Annotated in this window: 16 protein-coding genes; 15 read left to right on the top strand and 1 reads right to left on the bottom strand. The window is 69.3% G+C overall.

All coding sequences use genetic code 11. The annotated features are described in order from the left end of the window. Positions 1–158: 158 nt before the first annotated feature. The 8 genes from ACEL_RS06920 (at position 159) to ACEL_RS06885 (ending at position 9,297) form a co-directional block, all read left to right on the top strand. Complete coding sequence (locus ACEL_RS06920; protein WP_041834994.1) at positions 159–674, top strand: crossover junction endodeoxyribonuclease RuvC; 516 nt, start codon at positions 159–161, stop codon at positions 672–674. After that, positions 671–1,261 (top strand): Holliday junction branch migration protein RuvA, encoded by a 591-nt coding sequence (gene ruvA / locus ACEL_RS06915; protein WP_011720179.1) that lies wholly within the window; start codon positions 671–673, stop codon positions 1,259–1,261. Before ACEL_RS06920 ends, ruvA begins: the two co-directional genes overlap by 4 nt. Next, a complete protein-coding gene (gene ruvB, locus ACEL_RS06910) occupies positions 1,258–2,361 on the top strand; it encodes a Holliday junction branch migration DNA helicase RuvB (protein ID WP_011720178.1) in 1,104 nt (367 codons plus the stop codon). The genes ruvA and ruvB overlap by 4 nt, the downstream gene beginning before the upstream one ends. A gap of 93 nt (positions 2,362–2,454) precedes the next feature. Next, on the top strand, positions 2,455–2,850 hold the full coding sequence (gene yajC / locus ACEL_RS12355) for a preprotein translocase subunit YajC (RefSeq protein ID WP_011720177.1): 396 nt from the start codon (positions 2,455–2,457) through the stop codon (positions 2,848–2,850). 201 nt (positions 2,851–3,051) lie between these two features. Then, positions 3,052–4,830 (top strand): protein translocase subunit SecD, encoded by a 1,779-nt coding sequence (gene secD, locus ACEL_RS06900; protein WP_202943338.1) that lies wholly within the window; start codon positions 3,052–3,054, stop codon positions 4,828–4,830. 29 nt (positions 4,831–4,859) lie between these two features. Further along, positions 4,860–6,104, top strand: a complete 1,245-nt coding sequence (secF, locus tag ACEL_RS06895) for a protein translocase subunit SecF (protein WP_011720175.1) — start codon at positions 4,860–4,862, stop codon at positions 6,102–6,104. Between the two features lie 49 nt (positions 6,105–6,153). Beyond that, positions 6,154–6,687, top strand: a complete 534-nt coding sequence (locus ACEL_RS06890; protein ID WP_011720174.1) for an adenine phosphoribosyltransferase — start codon at positions 6,154–6,156, stop codon at positions 6,685–6,687. Between the two features lie 147 nt (positions 6,688–6,834). Next, positions 6,835–9,297, top strand: a complete 2,463-nt coding sequence (locus ACEL_RS06885) for a RelA/SpoT family protein (RefSeq protein WP_011720173.1) — start codon at positions 6,835–6,837, stop codon at positions 9,295–9,297. Positions 9,298–9,412: 115 nt separating this feature from the next. On the opposite strand, the gene ACEL_RS12620 is transcribed toward ACEL_RS06885, so the two are convergent. Beyond that, positions 9,413–10,174: an FKBP-type peptidyl-prolyl cis-trans isomerase gene (locus tag ACEL_RS12620; RefSeq protein ID WP_011720172.1), complete on the bottom strand. Its 762-nt coding sequence runs from the start codon at positions 10,172–10,174 to the stop codon at positions 9,413–9,415. A gap of 260 nt (positions 10,175–10,434) precedes the next feature. Between ACEL_RS12620 and ACEL_RS06870 the strand changes: the two genes are divergently transcribed. The 7 genes from ACEL_RS06870 (at position 10,435) to alaS (ending at position 19,126) form a co-directional block, all read left to right on the top strand. Next, on the top strand, positions 10,435–11,199 hold the full coding sequence (locus ACEL_RS06870) for an MBL fold metallo-hydrolase (protein WP_041835543.1): 765 nt from the start codon (positions 10,435–10,437) through the stop codon (positions 11,197–11,199). Beyond that, entirely contained in the window at positions 11,196–12,521 is a 1,326-nt protein-coding gene (hisS, locus tag ACEL_RS06865) for a histidine--tRNA ligase (protein ID WP_011720170.1), read from the top strand. Before ACEL_RS06870 ends, hisS begins: the two co-directional genes overlap by 4 nt. Beyond that, a complete protein-coding gene (aspS, locus tag ACEL_RS06860) occupies positions 12,518–14,296 on the top strand; it encodes an aspartate--tRNA ligase (protein ID WP_011720169.1) in 1,779 nt (592 codons plus the stop codon). The genes hisS and aspS overlap by 4 nt, the downstream gene beginning before the upstream one ends. A 124-nt stretch (positions 14,297–14,420) precedes the next feature. Then, the gene (locus tag ACEL_RS06855) at positions 14,421–15,809 is read left to right on the top strand and encodes a replication-associated recombination protein A (protein WP_148204675.1); all 1,389 of its coding nucleotides are present in this window, start codon (positions 14,421–14,423) and stop codon (positions 15,807–15,809) included. Next, complete coding sequence (locus tag ACEL_RS06850) at positions 15,796–16,227, top strand: DUF948 domain-containing protein (RefSeq protein WP_011720167.1); 432 nt, start codon at positions 15,796–15,798, stop codon at positions 16,225–16,227. The genes ACEL_RS06855 and ACEL_RS06850 overlap by 14 nt, the downstream gene beginning before the upstream one ends. Then, positions 16,224–16,484: a DUF6167 family protein gene (locus ACEL_RS06845; RefSeq protein ID WP_011720166.1), complete on the top strand. Its 261-nt coding sequence runs from the start codon at positions 16,224–16,226 to the stop codon at positions 16,482–16,484. Before ACEL_RS06850 ends, ACEL_RS06845 begins: the two co-directional genes overlap by 4 nt. Continuing rightward, complete coding sequence (gene alaS / locus ACEL_RS06840) at positions 16,466–19,126, top strand: alanine--tRNA ligase (RefSeq protein ID WP_011720165.1); 2,661 nt, start codon at positions 16,466–16,468, stop codon at positions 19,124–19,126. The genes ACEL_RS06845 and alaS overlap by 19 nt, the downstream gene beginning before the upstream one ends. The last annotated feature ends 11 nt before the right edge of the window (positions 19,127–19,137 follow it).

Below are 19,137 nucleotides of genomic sequence, written 5' to 3'. Positions count from 1 at the left end.
CCGTGCTCGCCGAGGTCTGAGGCCCGCTGGTCGCCGGCCCGGAGCCGGGTGGCTGATACACCCGCCGCCCGGAACCGGGCATCCGCGCGCTCCCGCGATGCGCAGAATCCCGGCGTGGCGCCCGGGAAACCACCGCCGTGGCGGCTAATCTTCCGAACATGCGTTCGATCCGCCGGGTGATGGGCGTTGACCCTGGGCTGACCCGCTGCGGCATCGGCGTCGTCGACGGATACCCCGGTCTGGCTCGGCTTGTCGGCGTCGACGTGCTCCACACCCCGGCCGACGCTGAACTGGGCGACCGGCTGGCCGCGCTGGAGGACGGACTGGTCCAGTGGCTGGACCGCGCCGCGCCCGATGTCGTCGCGGTGGAGCGGGTGTTCAGCCAGCACAATGTCCGGACCGTGATGGGCACCGCGCAAGCCGGTGCCGTGGCGCTCCTCGTCGCGGCCCGCCGCGGCGTCCCGGTGGTCTGGCACACCCCGAGCGAGGTGAAGGCGGCGGTCACCGGACAGGGCCGAGCCGGCAAGGACCAGGTCGCCTTCATGGTCCGACGGCTGCTCCGCGCCCCGGGCCTCGCCGCACCCGCGGACGCCACCGATGCCCTCGCCCTGGCGATCTGCCAGCTCTGGCGGGGTGCGGCGATGGCTCGGCTCGCCGCGGGAGGCGCTCGGTGATCTCTTTTGTGTCGGGCCGGGTCGCCGCGGTCACACCCGATTCGGTGATCGTCGAGGTCGGCGGTTTCGGCGTCCAATTGCTCGCCACCCCGGCGACTATCGCCCGCGCCCGGGTCGGAGAGCGGGCGCGGTTCGCCACCTCGCTCGTCGTCCGGGAGGACTCGCTCACCCTGTACGGCTTTGCGGACGACGACGAGCGCACCGTCTTCGAACTGCTGCAGACCGCCAGCGGGGTCGGACCGCGGCTCGCCCTGGCCATGCTCGGCGTTCACTCCCCGACGGCGCTGCGCGCCGCGGTCGCGACCGAGGATGTCAAGGCACTTGCCCTCGTCCCTGGCATCGGCCGGAAGACCGCGCAGCGCATCATCCTCGAACTCAAAGACCGGCTCGGCACCCCGTCGACCGCCGCGGCCGAGTCGACGTCCGGTTGGCGGGACGCCGTCCACGCCGGGCTGCTCAACCTCGGCTACACCGCCCGGCAGGCCGACGAGGCGATCGCCGCGATCGCCGGCGAGCTGGACGACTCCGCCGCGGTGGATACCGCCACCGCCCTCCGCCTTGCCCTCGCTACGTTGAAACGGCCATGACCGACGAGCCCCTCACCGACCGACCGCCGGCCGTCGACCTCGGACGGCTCCTCATCGACGCCCACGCCGAGAGTGATGAGCATGCGGTCGAGGCGGCGCTTCGCCCCCGCCGGCTCGACGAATTCGTCGGCCAGCAGCGTGTCCGCGACCAACTCTCTTTGATCCTCGACGGCGCTAAGCAGCGCGGCCGGCCGCCGGACCACATCCTCCTCTCCGGACCTCCGGGACTCGGCAAGACAACCCTGGCAATGATCGTCGCGGCGGAGTTGAACACGCCGATCCGGGTGACGAGCGGGCCGGCGATCCAGCACGCCGGTGACCTCGCCGCCGTCCTCACCCAGCTCAGCGAGGGCGAGGTGCTCTTCCTCGACGAAATTCACCGGATGGCCCGGCCTGCGGAGGAAATGCTCTACCTGGCGATGGAGGACTTCCGGGTCGACGTCGTCGTCGGCAAGGGGCCGGGCGCCTCGGTGATCCCCCTCGAACTGGCGCCGTTCACCCTCATCGGCGCGACCACCCGGACCGGCCTGCTCCCCGGACCGCTGCGGGACCGGTTCGGCTTCACCGCACGCCTGGACTTCTACGAGCCGGCCGACCTCGAACGGATCGTGCACCGGTCCGCCCGGCTGCTCGACGTACGCATCACGCCCGACGGCGCGGCGGAAATTGCGCGGCGGTCCCGGGGCACTCCACGGATCGCCAACCGCCTGCTGCGACGGGTCCGGGACTATGCCGAGGTGCGGGCCGACGGCGTGATCACCTGCGAGGTTGCGCAGGCGGCGTTGGCCGTCTATGAGGTCGACGAACACGGACTCGACCGGCTGGACCGAGCGGTTCTCGACGCGCTGGTCCGGCGGTTCGGCGGCGGCCCGGTCGGGCTCGGCACGGTCGCGGTGGCCGTCGGCGAAGAACCGGAGACAGTCGAGGAGGTCGCCGAACCCTTCCTCTTCCGCGCCGGCTTCCTGATCCGCACACCGCGCGGCCGGATGGCCACGGCCGCCGCGTGGCGGCATCTCGGCATCACCCCGCCGCCGGAGGCGCTGGGCGCGGCCCAGCTTGCCTTCGAGATCGACCGTGACGCTGGCGAACCGACCGCGTAAACTCGGCCGGAGAGTTTCCGTCGTCCGCCGATCAAGACCGGCACCCGCCGTCGCGGACGCCTCGGCGGATCGTCGTTTCGGAAGGAATCCCCAGTGGGTCAAATCATCCTGCTCATTGTCATCATCGCCGCGTTCTACCTGCTGCTGATCGTTCCGCAGAATCGGCGGCGCAAGCAGGCCGCCGCGCTGCAACGCTCCTTGCAGCCCGGCACGCGGATCGTGACGACCTCGGGATTTTTCGGCACCATCGTCGGGCTTGACGACACCGCCATCGATCTCGAGATTGCCGACGGCGTGACCGTGCGCGTGCTGAGGGCCGCGGTCATGCGGGTGGTCGGTGACGAAGAAGGCACGGCTGCTGCGTCAACCGACGCCACGGCCGGCGGCGCGGAGGCGTCGGCGGACGACGGGACGGCGCCGGATGACGCGGCGTCGCCGGACGGGCGGGCCGGATCCGCCGCGGAGTCGGGGGCGGTCTCGGGCCGCTGAGCGTCGTCCGCCATACTGCGGGGCGAGATCCCGCGCGCTTGCGCGCGGAGGTCCCGCAGCGAACGTCGAAGACGGGCCGCCCGTTGCATCCTCGGAGGGGAGACGTGCGGCTCACCGGGCCGTGACACTATCCGTGCGCCGTAAAGGAAGGGGAGAACCGGGGTGCCGCCGGTGAGGAGATCAAGGCCCAGTCGAGGCCTGTTGACGACCGGGGTGGTGCTAGCCGCGTTGTACGGCGGGATGGCCGCGACCGGGCATTACGGTCCGCAACTCGGGTTGGACCTCCGCGGCGGAACGACGGTCACCCTGGCGGCGAAACCGAACCCGGGCCAGAAGGTCACCTCGTCTGAGCTGAACACCGCGGTCAACATCCTGCGCAACCGGGTGAACGGTCTGGGTGTCGCCAACGCCGACGTGCACACCGAGGGGACCAACATTGTGATCTCGGTGCCTGGCAAGGACAAGCAGGGCGTCCTTGACAAGATTGGCGAGACCGCGCTGCTCAGCATCCGGCAGGTCTACGCGTCCAACGACCCGGTGATGACCGGCGTCACAGCGCCCGGTCTGAGCGCAACGCCGAGCGCGTCACCGCCGCCTGCGGCGAGCTCGTCATCTTCTGCGAGCCCGTCACCGAGCCCAAGCCCGTCGCCCAGCGGTGCCGCTTCCCCAGCGACCCCGAAGCCGTCCGCGAGCTCCGCAGGGCTCGGCGTTGGCCGGACGCCGGGCATTCAGCTGGCCGGCTTCGTCCGCCAGGCGGCGTCCGCGGCGAGCAGCGCCGCGACCGCCAGCCCATCGCCGGCGCCGACCGCATCCCCAGCCGCTCCGTCCCCGAGCCCCTCGCCGGCGGCGAATCCCGGGTACTACGCGGTGCCGAACGCCGAAACCGCCCCGACCCCGCAAGAGATCGCCGCCTACCAGGCGCTGGACTGCACGAAGCCGGAGAACCAGAAGGGCGGGATCACCGACGATCCGGCGAAATTCCTTGTCACCTGCGGGAATGTCGACGGCGGCTGGTACAAGTTCCTGCTTTACCCAACGCTGATTGAAGGCAAGGAAATCGCCAGCGCCTCCGCTCAGCTCGACCCGCAGACCGGAACCCAATGGACCGTCCAGCTGACGATGAAGAGCGGTGCCGCCTCGCGGTGGGCAAAATTTACCGCGGCGAACGTCAACAAGGACACCGCCATCGTGCTCGACGGTCTGGTGATGTCGGCGGAGTACATCGCAGAAGCGATTCCCAACGGCAAGACGCAGATCAGCGGCAATTTCACCCATAAGACCGCGAGCGAATTGGCCAACGTCCTCAAGTACGGCGCGCTGCCGCTTCGGTTCGAGCAGCAGAGCGCGGAAACGGTGTCCGCGACCCTCGGGAACAGCGAATTGCGCGCGGGGCTGCTCGCCGGCATGCTCGGACTGCTGCTCGTCATTCTTTATTCGATCTTTTACTACCGAGGTTTGTCGCTCGTCACCGTCAGCAGCTTGGCTCTCTCTGCGGCGATCCAGTACCCGCTGCTCGTCCTCCTCGGTCAGGGCATCGGCTACACCCTGACGCTCGCCGGTATCGCCGGTCTCATCGTCGCGGTCGGGGTGACCGCCGACTCGTTCGTTGTGTTCTTTGAACGGTTGCGCGACGAGGTTCGGGAGGGTAATTCGCTGCGCAGCGCCGTCGAGAAGGGATGGTTGCAGGCCCGGCGGACCATCGTCTCGGCCGACCTCGTCTCCTTGATCGCGGCCATCATCTTGTACTGGCTGGCGGTAGGCGACGTCCGCGGATTTGCCTTCACCCTCGGCCTTTCCACCATCGTCGACCTCTTCATCGTCTTCGCCTTCACCAAGCCGCTCGTCACGTTGCTCAGCCGGACCGATTTCTTCGGCAACGGCCACCGGTTCTCTGGTCTTGACCCGGCGCACCTCGGCATCACCCGGCTGCCCGGGACGGCGGGTGGGGCGCAACGTCCGGTACCGGCGCGGAGAGTGTGAGCGGCCATGTCTCGCGGAAAGGCACGTCGATGAGCAAGCTGGGTTCGATCGGCCATGGCCTGTACACCGGGCAGATCTCCTTCGACTTCGTCGGCCGCTGGCGCCGCTGGTTCACCCTCTCCGCCGTCGTCATCGTCATCGGGCTGATCGGTCTTGGCGTCCGCGGGTTGCACCTCGGCCTGGAATTCAAAGGTGGTACCGAATTCACCTTCCCGGACAAGGGATACTCCACATCCCAGGTTGCTGACGTGGTCAGCGGCGCAGGTGTCTCGGATCCCGTCGTCCAGCATTTGAGCCGGCCCGGCGTGGGTGGCGCCACCTTCCAGGTGCAGACCAAGGCCCTGGACAAGTCCGCGTCCGACGCTGTTATCAAGGCCATCACGACGAAACTCGGTGTTCCGGCCGACGAGGTTTCCACGACGACCGTCGGGGCGAGTTGGGGCAAACAAATCACCAATAAGGCGGTCGAGAGCCTGATCGTCTTTCTGGTGGCGGTCGTCCTTTACCTGACGCTGTTCTTTGAATGGAAGATGGCGATCAGCGCGATCATTGCGCTGCTGCACGACCTCATCATCACTGTGGGCATCTACGCCCTGGTCGGCTTCGACGTCACCCCGGCGACGGTGATCGGTCTGCTGACCATTCTCGGATATTCGCTGTATGACACCGTCGTTGTTTTCGACAAGGTCCGGGAGAATACCCGGGGGATCGCCGGCGGGAGCCGGATGACCTACAGCCAAGCGGCGAACCTCGCCGTGAACCAGACCCTCGTCCGGTCCATCAACACCTCGGTCATCGCGCTGCTCCCGGTCGCCTCGCTGCTTTTCGTCGGTGCGGGCCTGCTCGGCGCCGGTTCCCTCAAAGACCTCGCCCTCGCCCTCTTTGTCGGCCTGGCCACCGGAACCTACTCCTCAATTTTTGTCGCCACCCCGATCCTCACCCTGCTGAAGGAACGCGAGCCGCAATTTCGGGCGTTGGCGAAGCGGGTCGCCACTCGGTACGGCGGACAGGTTCCGGCAACCGTGCCGGTCGCTGTCGCGGCCGGCGGAGGTACTGTGACGGCGGCGATCGACCCGGCCGCCGGTTCACCCTCGGCACATGGGCAAACTCCGGCACCGGGTGACGCGTCCCGCCGCGACGCTCCGGCCGACGACGGCGACGACGGCGACGGTACGCCGTCCGCGCAGCCGATCGCCAGCGGGGCGGTGATTCGACGCCAGCAGGCGAATGCGCGCCGGCGCGGGCGTCCGTCCAGCAAGAAACGCCGACGCTGAGCCCGGTGTGGCGAGGGGACGCTCGGCCCAGGGCGGAGAGGGGGAGACGATGCCACCCGCGGACATCGGCGAACTAGTAGCGGCGCACATCCGCGACATCCCGGATTATCCGAGCCCCGGCATCGTCTTCAAGGACATCACCCCGCTGCTTGCTGAGCCGGCCGTTTTTGCCGCGGTCGTCGACGCGCTGGTGCGGGATTATCAGCACGGCACGGTGGACAAGGTGGTCGGCATCGAGGCGCGGGGCTTCATCGTCGCCGCGCCGGTTGCCTACCACCTGGGCGCCGGGTTCGTGCCGATGCGCAAAAAAGGGAAATTGCCGTACCGCACGCTGGAGACCAGCTACGCCCTGGAGTACGGGACGGCGACCATCGAGGTGCATGTGGACGCGTTCCGGCCCGGCGACCGGGTGTTGGTGGTCGACGACGTCCTGGCGACCGGCGGTACCGCCGCGGCGGCGCTGGAGCTCATCGACCAGGCCAGCGCGAAAGCGGTCGGATTGTCCTTCCTCATTGAGCTCTCCGCGCTGGGAGGCCGCTCTCGGCTGCCGGCGTCCATGGTGCGGTCGTTGCTGCGCGTCTGAGGTTGCGTGCTCCCGTCGCCCGCCGGTCCGGGTTTCCTCATCCGGGGCGCCCGCACCTGACCGGCCCGCATCCGGCGATCGGATCAGCCGGGACGCCGCGACCCTGCGGCTAGACTGGCAATCACCGTCGGTGAGGAGCGGTGGCAGGTGGAGCATCGAGCGAGCGTAGACGAGGCCGCCGGCGCGCTGGCCGGCTCCGACTACGATCAATCGCCTGACAGCGCGCCGAACCGCGACGAGCTGGCTGGATCACCAGCACCGGGCGGCTCGCCGGCGCCGGGCGGCTCCTCCGATGCGGCCGAGCGGGTGGACGACGTCGCCGCCACATCGCCGTCCGGCGGACGACGGGTGCGGAGCCGGCTGGCCCGGCTCGCGGCGCAACGCGGCGGCACGATTCCCGTCCTCGAGCCGTTGATTCGCACGATCCGCGCGAGCCACCCCAAGGCGGATGTCCGCGACGTCCAACGCGCCTATGAGGTCGCCGAGTTCTACCACCGCGGTCAACTGCGCCGCAGCGGCGACCCGTACATCACCCATCCGCTCGCAGTCGCGACGATTCTCGCGGAGCTCGGCATGACGCCGCCGACCATCGTCGCCGCTCTGCTGCACGACACGGTGGAGGACACCACCTACACCCTCGACCAACTCCGCCGCGACTTCGGCGATGAGGTGGCCTCGCTCGTCGACGGGGTGACCAAGCTGGACCGGGTGAAATACGGCGACGCGGCGACCGTGGAGACTGTCCGGAAAATGGTGGTCGCGATGGCCCGCGACCCGCGTGTGCTCGTGCTGAAGCTCGCCGACCGGTTGCACAACATGCGCACGCTGCGGTACCTCCCGCCGGAGAAGCAGGAGCGCAAAGCCCGGGAAACACTGGAAATCTACGCACCGCTCGCACACCGGCTGGGCATGAACACCCTCAAGTGGGAGCTGGAGGACCTCTCGTTCGCCACGCTGTATCCCAAGCGGTACGAAGAAATCGCCCGGCTCGTCGCGGAACGGGCGCCGAGCCGCGACACCTACCTGGCCAACGTCATTGAGCAGGTCAGCGCGCAGCTGCGCGCCGCGAAAATCAAAGCAACCGTGACCGGCCGGCCGAAACACTACTATTCCATTTACCAGAAGATGATTGTGCGCGGCCGGGATTTCGCCGATATTTATGACCTTCTCGGCGTCCGCGTTCTCGTTGACACCGTGCGCGACTGCTACGCCGCGCTCGGCATCATCCATGCGATGTGGAATCCGGTTCCCGGCCGGTTCAAGGATTTCATCGCGATGCCGAAATTCAACCTCTATCAATCGCTGCACACGACGGTCATCGGCCCGGAAGGCAAACCCGTCGAGGTGCAGATCCGGACGCATGCCATGCACCGGCGCGCCGAGTACGGCATCGCCGCGCACTGGAAATACAAGGAAGAAGCCACCGGTTCGTCCACCAAGGGCTCCGGGAACGACATGGCCTGGCTCCGGCAGCTTCTCGACTGGCAGAAGGAAGCCGCGGATCCAGGGGAATTTCTCGAGTCCCTGCGTTTTGACATCCGCGGCAATGAGGTCTACGTCTTCACGCCGAAGGGCGACGTCCTGGCCTTGCCGCAAGGGGCGACGCCGGTCGACTTCGCGTACGCCGTGCACACCGAGGTCGGACACCGATGCATTGGCGCCCGGGTGAACGGCCGGCTCGTACCGCTCGACAGTGTGCTTGACAACGGTGACGTCGTCGAGATTTTCACCTCCAAGGCGCCCGGCGCCGGCCCGAGCCGTGACTGGCTCACCTTCGTGAAGAGCGCCCGCGCCCGGACGAAAATCCGGCAATGGTTCGCCAAAGAGCGCCGGGAAGACGCGATCGAAGAAGGCAAACAGGCGATCGCCCGGGTGATGCGCAAGCAGGGGCTGCCCCTGCAGCGGCTCCTCTCCGACGACGCGCTCGGCACCCTCGCCCGGGACATGCACTACACCGACATTTCCGCGTTGTACGCGGCGGTCGGCGAGGGGCACCTCAGTGCACAGGCCGTCGTCCAACGGTTGCTGCAGGCGCGGGGCGGCGAGGAAGGCGCGGTCGAAGACCTCGCCGAGGCGGTCACCCCGAGTAGACAGCGGGGACGACGTGCCCGGCCGGCGGGAGATCCCGGCGTCGTGGTGAAGGGGGCGAGCGACGTCTGGGTCAAACTCGCCCGGTGTTGCACCCCGGTTCCCGGCGACGCGATCCGCGGATTCGTCACCCGGGGCAACGGCGTGTCGGTGCACCGCAGCGATTGCGTGAACCTTGTCGCCATGCTGGCCAACGAACCGGACCGAGCGGTCGAGGTCGAATGGTCACCGAGCTCCGGATCGCTCTTCCTGGTCGTCATTCAGGTGGAGGCGCTTGATCGCAGCCGGTTGCTGGCCGACCTCACCCAGGTGCTCTCCGACCAGCACGTCAACATCCTCGCGGCGTCGGTGACAACCACCCGGGACCGGGTAGCGATCAACCGGTTCACCTTCGAGATGGCCGATCCGACGCACCTCGGGCACGTGCTCCGCGCGGTCCGCGCGGTCGACGGGGTCTACGACGCCTACCGGGTTACCGGCGGGGTGGCCAACACCCGGGCGTCGACACCCCAGCCGGCCTGACCCCAGGCCGCGTCCGGGACGGCGTCCGAAGCATCGACGCGCTGAGTCCCCGGGGTTTGACCCCCAGACCGCGGCCGGGCCGCGTCGAGGCCGCGTCCGGGAAACCGCTCCGCGACTAGGGGGTGGCCGACCCGCTCGCTGACGGGCTTGGATGGGTGACCCCGAGCAAGTCCACCACGAAGACCAGCTCTTCGTTCGGCTTGACGCTGCCGGCCCCCTGGGTGCCGTAGCCGAGACTCGGCGGGATGATGATCTCGCGGCGGCCGCCGACCTTCATACCTTCCATGCCCTGCTGGAAGCCGGGAATCAGGTTCGACAGCGAGAACGTCGCCGGCTGGCCGCGGGACCACGAGGAATCGAATTCCGCACAATCGACGTAGTTGATGCCCACGTAGTTGACCGTGACAGTGTCTTTGGGCTGCACGGTCTCACCGGTTCCGACGATCAAATCCTTCTTCTGCAGCGTGATCGGAACCGCGCCCGCCGGAATAGTGATCGACGGTTCGGTGCGCAACTCAGCGCTGGCCCCCGGCGGCAGCGTCCAGGTGGCCGAAGGTTTCGGCGACGCACCGGCCGTCGGTGTCGCCGTCGCCGGGTTGAAGGTGCAGCCGGGCGCGTGGGTGGGCGGCGGTGGAACGGAGGTGGACGGCGACGCCGACCCGGAGGCGGTCGTTCCCGCCGAGAGCGCCGCCGGCTTCTTGCTGCTACCGCCACTCAAGACGATCGCGAGCACGATTCCGACGACGACGACCACGCCACCGGCAGCCGAGCCGACCGTCAACAAGCGACGCCGCCGGGCCCGCGCCGCGGCCCGAGCCGCCTGGCGGCGCTCGTACCGCCGCCGCGCTGCCTCCCGTCTCCGTTCCTTGCCGGCCACCGGACCTCCTCCGGGTACGCGCCTATCTGACCTGATGCTGTCTGGGTGCGCCCGCCGGGTGACCGGCCGGTTCGACGTCGCCTACCAAGCCTTCCCGTCGTCGGGTACGTGCAGCCGGCACGTGCAGGCGGCGACAGTCTAGGGCGTCCTTGTAGGCTTCCTGCACGGGGCGCCGCGATTCCTCAGCGACTCTTCAGGTACGGCGAATCGCGGTCACGCCCGCGACGTCTCCCGGTGGTGTGAGCGAGAACGAGGTGGCCGTGTTCGTCGTCGGATTTCCCGCCGGCGTCTTCGCCACCAACTGCTACCTCCTCGCCGCCGGACCGGGTGAGCACTGCATCATCGTCGACCCCGGGCAGGATGCCGTACCAGCCGTAGCGGAGGCCTTGGCGACCCACCGCCTCCACCCGGTCGCCGTCCTGCTCACCCACGGTCACCTCGATCACACGTGGTCGGTGTATCCGCTCTGCTCGGCGCATGGCACCCCGGCGTACCTGCACCCCGCCGACCGGTATCGGCTGGCGGATCCGGCGGCGACCTTCCCGCCGGAGGTCCTCGGCTCCCTCGGCCTGCTCGGGGTGCGTCTCGACGAACCGGACGACGTGCGGCCGCTGGCGGACGGGGAGTGGCTGGACGTTGCAGGATTGCGGATTCGCGTCCTGCACACGCCCGGGCACACCGAGGGTTCGGTGGTCTTCTACCTGCCGGCAACGGCTACCGGGGATCTGCACCTCGCCGGGGATCGGCACCCTTCCGCTGATCGGCTCCTCTCCGGGGATCTGCTCTTCTCCGGGGATCTGCTCTTCGCCGGCTCGATCGGCCGAACCGACCTGCCCGGCGGCGATCCGGCGGCGATGAGCGCCAGCCTGACCCGGATCGCTGCCGCGGCCGACCTGCCGGATGAGACCGTCGTCCTGCCTGGTCACGGCCCGCGGACCACCCTTGGCCGGGAGCGGGCGGCGAATCCCTTCCTGCGCGGCCTGGCCCGGCCTGCCGGCCTTCGAGCAGCCCGGGAGCCACAGTGATTACGTCACTCTCCGGGTTTCCGGAGTGGCTGCCGGCCGAACAGATCGCCGAACAGCTTGTCATCGAGCGGATCCGGCGGGTCTTCGAGCTGCACGGCTTCACCCCGCTGCACACCCGGGCCGTCGAACCGCTCGATCGGCTGCTCCGCGGCGGCGACGTTGAGAAAGAAATTTACGTGCTCCGCCGGCTGCATGCCGACGATGACGACGCCGGTACCGGGCTCGGACTGCACTTCGACCTCACCGTGCCGTTCGCCCGGTACGTCGTGGAGAACGCGGGACGGCTGACATTCCCGTTCCGCCGCTACCAGATCCAGAAGGTGTGGCGCGGCGAGCGGCCGCAGGAAGGACGCTTCCGGGAATTCACCCAAGCGGACATCGACATTGTCGACCGCGGTGACCTCGCCGCGCATTACGAGATTGAATTGCCCCTCGTCATTGCCGAGGCACTGGCCGCGCTGCCGATCCCGCCGGTGCGCATCCAGGTGAACAACCGCAAACTCGCCGAAGGGTGCTATCGGGCATTGGGCGCCCGCGACGTCCCGACAGTGCTGCGGATCGTCGACAAACTCGGCAAAATCGGCCCGGACGCGGTGGAGCGGGAACTTGTCGCGCACAGCGGATTGTCCGCCGCCGCCGCCCGCACCTGCCTGGCGCTCGCGGAGATTCGCGGGCGGGACGTCGCGGAGCGGGTACGGAAACTCGGCCTGACCGGGGAGCTCATCGACGACGGGCTGGCGGAACTCGCCCGGGTCGTCGACGGTGTCGAAGCCGTCTGGCCCGGCCTGGTCGAAGTCGACCTGCGGATCGCCCGAGGCCTGGACTACTACACCGGCACTGTGTACGAGACGGCGCTCGCCGGACACGAAGACCTCGGCTCGATCAGCTCCGGCGGCCGGTACGACAACCTCGCCGCCGAGGGGACCACCCGCTACCCGGGGGTCGGCATGTCGATCGGGGTGTCGCGGCTGCTCGCCCGGATGCTCACCCAGGTGACTGCGAGCCGGTCGGTTCCGACCTGCGTGCTGGTCGCCGTCCCGTCCGAGGAGCGGCGCCCTGAAGCGGACCGGATCGCCCGGCAGCTCAGGTCCCGGGGGATTCCGGCGGACGTTTCGCCGTCCGCGGCCAAGTACGGTAAGCAGATCCAGTACGCCAGCCGGCGCGGGATCCCGTTCGTCTGGTTCCCCGGCGCGCCGGACAGTGTGAAGGACATTCGCAGCGGCGACCAATACGCCGCGGATGCCGGCAGTTGGCAACCCCCGGAGGATGACCGGTGGCCGCGGCTGGTCGGCGTCCTCGAGGAGAAGGAGAGGAACGAGTGATCCGGACGCACGAAGCCGGGACGTTGCGGCCGGCGGACGCCGGCAGCCGGGTCGTGCTCGCCGGCTGGGTCGCCCGGCGTCGTGACCTCGGTGGAGTGGTCTTCCTCGACCTGCGGGACGCCTCCGGCATCGTCCAGGTTGTGGCGCGCGAGGGCGTCGCCGGGCAGGTGGCGTCCCGGGTGCGGGCGGAATTCTGCCTCCGGGTGGCAGGCGAAGTGCGGCTGCGTCCGGCGGGCAATGAGAACCCGGAGCTCGAGACCGGGGACGTCGAGGTGGTGGCCGACGAGATCGAGGTGCTCTCGGAGGCGGCGCCGCTGCCGTTCCCGGTGACCGGTCCGGTGGAGGTGAACGAGGAGACCCGGCTGAAATACCGGTACCTCGACCTGCGGCGTCCCGGACCGGCCCGGGCGTTGCGGCTCCGGTCGGAGATGAACCGGCTGGCTCGTGAGGTGATGGCCCGGCACCGGTTCGTGGAGGTGGAGACGCCGTACCTTACTCGCTCCACGCCGGAAGGGGCGCGGGATTTCCTCGTGCCGGCCCGGCTGCAGCCCGGGCATTGGTACGCGCTTCCGCAATCCCCGCAATTGTTCAAGCAATTGCTGATGGTGGCCGGGCTGGAGCGGTATTACCAGCTGGCCCGGTGTTTCCGGGATGAGGATTTCCGGGCCGACCGCCAACCGGAATTCACCCAGCTGGACATTGAGATGAGTTTCGTCACCGAGGACGACGTCATGGCGCTCGCCGAGGACGTCATCGCCACGCTGTGGAGCCAGCTCGCCGGGGTGGAGCTTGCCCTCCCGTTGCCGCGGCTCACGTACGCCGAGGCGATGCGCCGATTCGGTTCCGACAAACCGGATTTGCGGTTCGGCCAGGAAATTGTCGACCTCACGAAATTCTTTGCCGGCACCTCGCTGCGGATTTTCCAGGCCCCTTACGTCGGCGCCGTGGTGATGCCGGGCGGTGCGGGTCAGAGCCGATCTGAGCTGGACGAATGGACGACGTTCGCCCGCTCCCGCGGCGCGAAGGGACTCGCGTACGTTCTCGTCGGTGCGGAGCTCACCGGGCCGATCGCCAAGAACCTCTCCGACGCCGAACGTGCCGGGCTTCCCGCTGCGACCGGCGCCCGGCCCGGTGACGCGATTTTCTTCGCCGCCGGAGAGCAGCGGGCGAGTCAGGAACTCCTCGGCGCCGTCCGGCTGGAGATCGCCCGCCGGTGCCGGTTGACCGACCCGGCGTCCGGCGCGCCGGCGTGGTCGCTGTGCTGGATCGTCGACCCGCCGTTGTTCGAGCCGGACGGCGCCGGCGGTTGGACCTCGGTGCACCACCCGTTTACCGCGCCGAAGCCGGAGTGGATGGACCGGTTCGCCGACAAACCCGGGGAGGCGCTGGCGGCGGCGTACGACATCGTCGCCAACGGCAACGAGATCGGCGGTGGTTCGATCCGTATCCACCGGGCCGATGTCCAGCAGCGGGTGTTCGAGGTCCTCGGCATTTCCGAAGCGGAGGCGAACGCGAAGTTCGGCTTCCTCTTGGAGGCCTTCCGGTACGGGCCGCCTCCGCACGGTGGGATCGCCTTCGGGTGGGACCGGATCGCCGCTCTGCTCGCCGGTGTGGAGTCGATCCGGGACGTGATCGCGTTTCCGAAGACCGCGTCCGGCACCGACCCGCTCACCGGAGCTCCGACGCCGATCACTCCAGAGCAGCGGAAGGAGGCCGGCATCGACGCCGACCCGTACGCCGCCGCAGGCCGGCCGCCGGGGAGGCAATCCGCGTAGGGTCGCAGGCGTGGATGGCACCGGCGACCGGCTCTTCTCCGACGCAGAGTTGGCCCACGAGCGGACGTCACCCTCCGCCCACGGACAGACGTCACCCTCCGCCCACGCTCCGCTGGCTGTCCGGATGCGGCCGCGCACGATCGACGAATTCGTCGGCCAGCAACACCTCCTCGCCCCCGGCACCCCGCTGCGCCGCCTGCTCGACGACCCGCAGGCAACCGCCCCGTCGCTCCTGCTCTGGGGGCCGCCGGGCAGCGGCAAGACGACGCTGGCGTATCTCGTCAGCCACGCGTCCGGACGCCGGTTCGTCGAGCTCTCCGCGGTCGCCGCGGGCGTCAAGGACGTGCGCGACGTGATCGCGGCTGCCCGCCGGGAGCGTGCGGCGTCCGGACGGGGAACCGTCTTGTTCCTCGACGAAGTTCACCGGTTTTCCAAAGCCCAGCAGGACAGCCTGCTTCCGGCGGTCGAGAACGGCATCGTCACGCTGATCGGCGCTACCACGGAGAACCCGTCCTTCAGTGTGATCGGGCCGTTGCTGTCCCGCGCGGTGCTGCTCACCTTGCAGCCGCTCAGCGACGACGAGCTGCGGACCGTCATCCGCCGCGCGGTCGTCGATCCCCGCGGGCTGGCCGGCCGGCACACCCTCACCCCGGCGGCGGAGGAGAGGCTTATCCGGCTCGCCGGCGGAGACGCCCGCCGGGCCCTGACCTACCTGGAGGCCGCGGCCCAGCCCGATCAACCGGTGATCGACGTCGCCGAGGTCGAGGGAGCCGCCAGCCGGGCGCTGCCCAGCTACGACCGGCAGGGCGATCAGCATTACGACGTGGCCAGTGCGCTGATCAAGTCGGTCCGGGGCAGCGATGTGGATGCGGCCCTGCACTACCTGGCCCGGATGCTCGAGGCGGGGGAGGACCCGCGGTTCATCGCCCGCCGGTTGGTGATTCTGGCGAGTGAAGACATCGGGCTGGCCGATCCGGCTGCCTTACCGACCGCGGTTGCCGCCTACCACGCGGTCGCCTTCATCGGCCTGCCGGAGGCAGGCCTCACCCTGGCGCATGCCGTCATCGCGCTTGCCGTCGCGCCGAAGTCCAACGCGGTGACCCGGGCGCTCAGCGCAGCGCTGGACGACGTCCGCGCCGGGCTCGCCGGACCGGTTCCGCTCCATGTCCGCGACGCCCACTACCCGGGCGCGGCCCGGCTCGGCCACGGGGTCGGTTACCGCTATCCGCACGACGATCCGGCCGGGATCGTCGCCCAGCAGTACGCACCGGACCAGCTCGCCGGGCGGGTCTACTACCAGCCGAGCCGCCACGGCCACGAAGCGAAGATCGCCGACCGGCTTGCCGCGATCCGGGCTGCGCTGCGCGGCGGCGGATCGATATCCTCGGGCGAGGCGGCCGGCGCACCGACGACCGGTCATTCCGGCGGTGGCGCGACCGCGCCGACCGAGACCGCACCGACCGCCCACGGGATGCCGTCCACGGCGAGGGGAGAAGAGGATGTCTGTCGGTGACATCGCCGGAATCATCGCCGCTGGAGCCTTTGTGCTCCTGGTCGGGCTCGCCGCCGTCCCACTGATCAAGCTCGGGAAGGTGCTGGACGAGGCGCGACGCCTCGTCCGTGGCGTGACCGACGAGACCGTGCCACTGATCCGCGGGGTGAACACGACGGTCGACCACGCCAACCACCAACTCGAACGGGTGGACGCCATCACGGCCAACGTCCAGCAGGTGACGACGAACATTTCCGGGCTGACCTCACTGTTCGCCGCGACCCTCGGCAGCCCGGTCATCAAGGTGGCCGCGTTCACGTACGGCGTGCGGCGGGCGATCGCCGACCGTAAACGCCGGGACGTTGAGAAGCGCGTGCGGGCGGAGATGAAGGCCGCCCGCAAGGCGGCGACGAGCGAGTCCGCGGAACCAGCGCGATGATGAAGCGAGTCTTCTATCTCGCGGTCGGCGTCGGCGTCGGCGTAGTCGTCGCCCGCCGGGTGATGCGCGCCGCTGATCGGCTCACCCCCGGGGGGCTCGCCGACCAGGCGCGGCGGAGCGGGGCGGGCGTTGCCGCGGCGATCCGCGGGTTCATCGACGACGTACGCGCCGCAATGGCGGAACGCGAAGCCGAACTCCAGGAGGCGTTGACGGACGAAGGACCGGTGAGCGAGGACCGATGGAGTCCGCGGAAATAGCCCGTCGGTGGCTGGCATTCTTCGAGAAACGCGACCACGTCGTCGTCCCGTCGACCCCGCTGGTCGCCGACGATCCCGAATTGCTCTTTGTCGTCGCCGGCATGCAACCGTTCAAACCGTATTTCCGCGGCGACGCACCCGCCCCCTGGCCGCGCGCGACCAGCGTGCAGAAAGTGCTGCGCACACCGGACATTGACGAGGTCGGCAAGACGACCCGGCACGCGACGTTCTTTCACATGTGCGGCAATTTCTCCTTTGGCGACTACTTCAAGGAAACCGCGATTCCCCTGGCCTGGGAATTGCTCACCACGCCGGTCGCCGACGGCGGTTACGGTTTCGCACCCGACCGACTGTGGGTCACGGTCTACACCGACGATGACGAAGCCGCCGATATTTGGCACCGGGTGGTCGGTCTGCCGGTCGACCGCATCCAGCGCCGCGGCATGGCGGACAATTTCTGGTCGATGGGCGTGCCGGGTCCCTGCGGTCCGTGCAGCGAAATCTACTACGACCGGGGGCCGGAATTCGGCGTCGGCGGCGGCCCTGTCGCCAACGAGGAACGCTACCTCGAGGTCTGGAACCTCGTTTTCATGCAATATGAACGCGGCCCGGGCGGCGCCAAGGACAATTACCCGATTCTCGGCGAATTGCCGGCGAAGAATATCGACACCGGAATGGGTCTGGAACGGATGGCGGCCATTCTCCAGGGTGTCGACAACATTTATGAGATCGACACCACCCGGCCGATCCTGGACAAGGCCGCTGAACTGACCGGCCAGCGGTACGGGTCCGGGGGCCAGAACGACGTCCGGCTGCGCATGGTCGCCGACCATATCCGGGCCATCACCATGCTCGTCAACGACGGCGTCGTCCCGTCCAACGAGGAACGCGGGTACGTGCTGCGGCGGCTCATGCGCCGGGTGGTCCGCGCGATGCGGCTGCTCGGCGCCCGGGAACCGACCATGCACGAGCTGGTCGCCACCGCGATTGCGGTGTTCACGCCGCAATACCCCGAACTCAGCCGGAACGCCGAGCGGATTTTCGCGGTCGCCGACGGCGAGGAGGCCTCGTTCTTCTCGACGCTGGCCGCGGGCACCGCACGGTTCGAGGCCGCGGTTCGGGAAGCCGGCGGCGGGGTCCTCTCCGGGGAGCAGGCGTTCGTGCTGCACGACACGTACGGCTTTCCCATCGATCTCACCCTGGAGATGGCCGCCGAGCAGGGCGTGACCGTCGACGAGGAGGGGTTCCGCGCCCTCATGGCCGAGCAGCGGCGACGGGCCAAGGAAGATGCGGAGCGGAGGAAGACCGGGGCCGCCGATCGGGCGGCGTACCGTGCGGCGGCGGAGCTGCTCGGCCGCCCGGTGGAATTCACCGGCTACACCGAACGCAGCGGGGAAGCCGTCGTCCGCGGCCTTCTCGTCGACGGGGCTGCGGTGCCCGCGGCCCACGCCGGCCAGCGGGTCGAGGTGGTGCTGGACCGCACGCCGTTCTACGCCGAAGGCGGCGGCCAGCTGCCGGACCACGGCGTCCTCGAGTTCGCCGCCGGCCGGATCGACGTGGACGACGTCCAGCAACCGCTGCCCGGGCTCATCGTGCACCGCGGCCGGGTGGCCGACGGTGAGATCACCGTGGGGGAGACGGTCCTCGCCCGCATCGACGTCGACCGGCGATGGGCGATCTCCCGGTCGCACACGGCGACCCACATGGTGCACAAGGCGTTCCGGGAGTTCCTCGGGGACACCGCGGCGCAAGCCGGGTCGGAGAACGCGCCCGGCCGGTTCCGGTTCGACTTCACCAATCCCAGCGCCGTACCTCCCTCGGTGCTCGGGGAGGTGGAGGAGCGGGTCAACGACCTCCTCCTGCACGATCTCGAGGTCACCGCGCAGATCATGCGCCAGCAGGAGGCCATTGCCAGCGGCGCGATCGCCATGTTCGGGGAGAAGTACGGCGACCAGGTGCGAGTGATCTCAATTGGGGATTGGTCGCGGGAGCTCTGCGGCGGCACCCACGTTCCGCACACCGGCCACCTCGGCGTCATCAAGATCGTCAGTGAGTCGTCGATCGGTGCCGGAGTGCGCCGGATCGAGGCACTGGTCGGGCTGGACGCCTACCGGTACCTGGCCCGGGAGGCCGTGTTGGTCTCCCAGCTCGCCGAACAGCTCAAGGCACCCGCGGACGAGCTTCCTGACCGGATCGCCGGCATGCTCGCCCGACTGCGGGACGCCGAGAAGGAGCTGGAGAAACTCCGGCAGGCCCGGCTCCTGGCCGAGGCACCGCGGCTTGCCGCCGCCCGGGTGGACGTCGGCGGCCTGGCGGTCGTCGCCGCCCGGGTGGACGGTGACGGGGTGGACGCCGACGGGCTCCGGCTGCTCGCCACCGATCTCCGCCAGCGGCTTGGCGGCAGTGCGGTCGTCGTCCTGGCCGGTGTTGCGGGCGGCCGGCCGGTGGTCGTCGCCGCGGTCGGGAGCGAGGCGCTCGCCCGCGGGGTCAAGGCGGGCGAGCTGGTCGGCGTCGCGGCCAAGCGGTTGGGCGGCGGTGGCGGCGGCCGCCCGGACTTCGCGCAAGGCGGCGGGACGAATCCTGCGGCGGTGGACGACGCGGTGTCGGCCGCGCTGGACGCCGTCCGCGCCCAGGTCGGGTGACACTACCAACC

It is taken from the genome of Acidothermus cellulolyticus 11B (assembly GCF_000015025.1).
GTDB lineage: Bacteria > Actinomycetota > Actinomycetes > Acidothermales > Acidothermaceae > Acidothermus > Acidothermus cellulolyticus.
The sequence above is the reverse complement of the archived record's forward strand: the minus strand, read 5'-3'. Positions and strand labels throughout refer to the sequence as shown.

Excerpts from the sequence above, each read along its gene's own strand:
- alaS (WP_011720165.1), top strand. The coding sequence starts at position 16,466 with ATGGAGTCCGCGGAAATAGCCCGTCGGTGGCTGGCATTCTTCGAGAAA.
- ACEL_RS06850 (WP_011720167.1), top strand. The coding sequence starts at position 15,796 with ATGTCTGTCGGTGACATCGCCGGAATCATCGCCGCTGGAGCCTTTGTG.
- ACEL_RS06845 (WP_011720166.1), top strand. The coding sequence starts at position 16,224 with ATGATGAAGCGAGTCTTCTATCTCGCGGTCGGCGTCGGCGTCGGCGTA.
- ACEL_RS06890 (WP_011720174.1), top strand. The coding sequence starts at position 6,154 with ATGCCACCCGCGGACATCGGCGAACTAGTAGCGGCGCACATCCGCGAC.
- ACEL_RS06920 (WP_041834994.1), top strand. The coding sequence starts at position 159 with ATGCGTTCGATCCGCCGGGTGATGGGCGTTGACCCTGGGCTGACCCGC.
- secF (WP_011720175.1), top strand. The coding sequence starts at position 4,860 with ATGAGCAAGCTGGGTTCGATCGGCCATGGCCTGTACACCGGGCAGATC.
- ACEL_RS06855 (WP_148204675.1), top strand. The coding sequence starts at position 14,421 with ATGCGGCCGCGCACGATCGACGAATTCGTCGGCCAGCAACACCTCCTC.
- ruvB (WP_011720178.1), top strand. The coding sequence starts at position 1,258 with ATGACCGACGAGCCCCTCACCGACCGACCGCCGGCCGTCGACCTCGGA.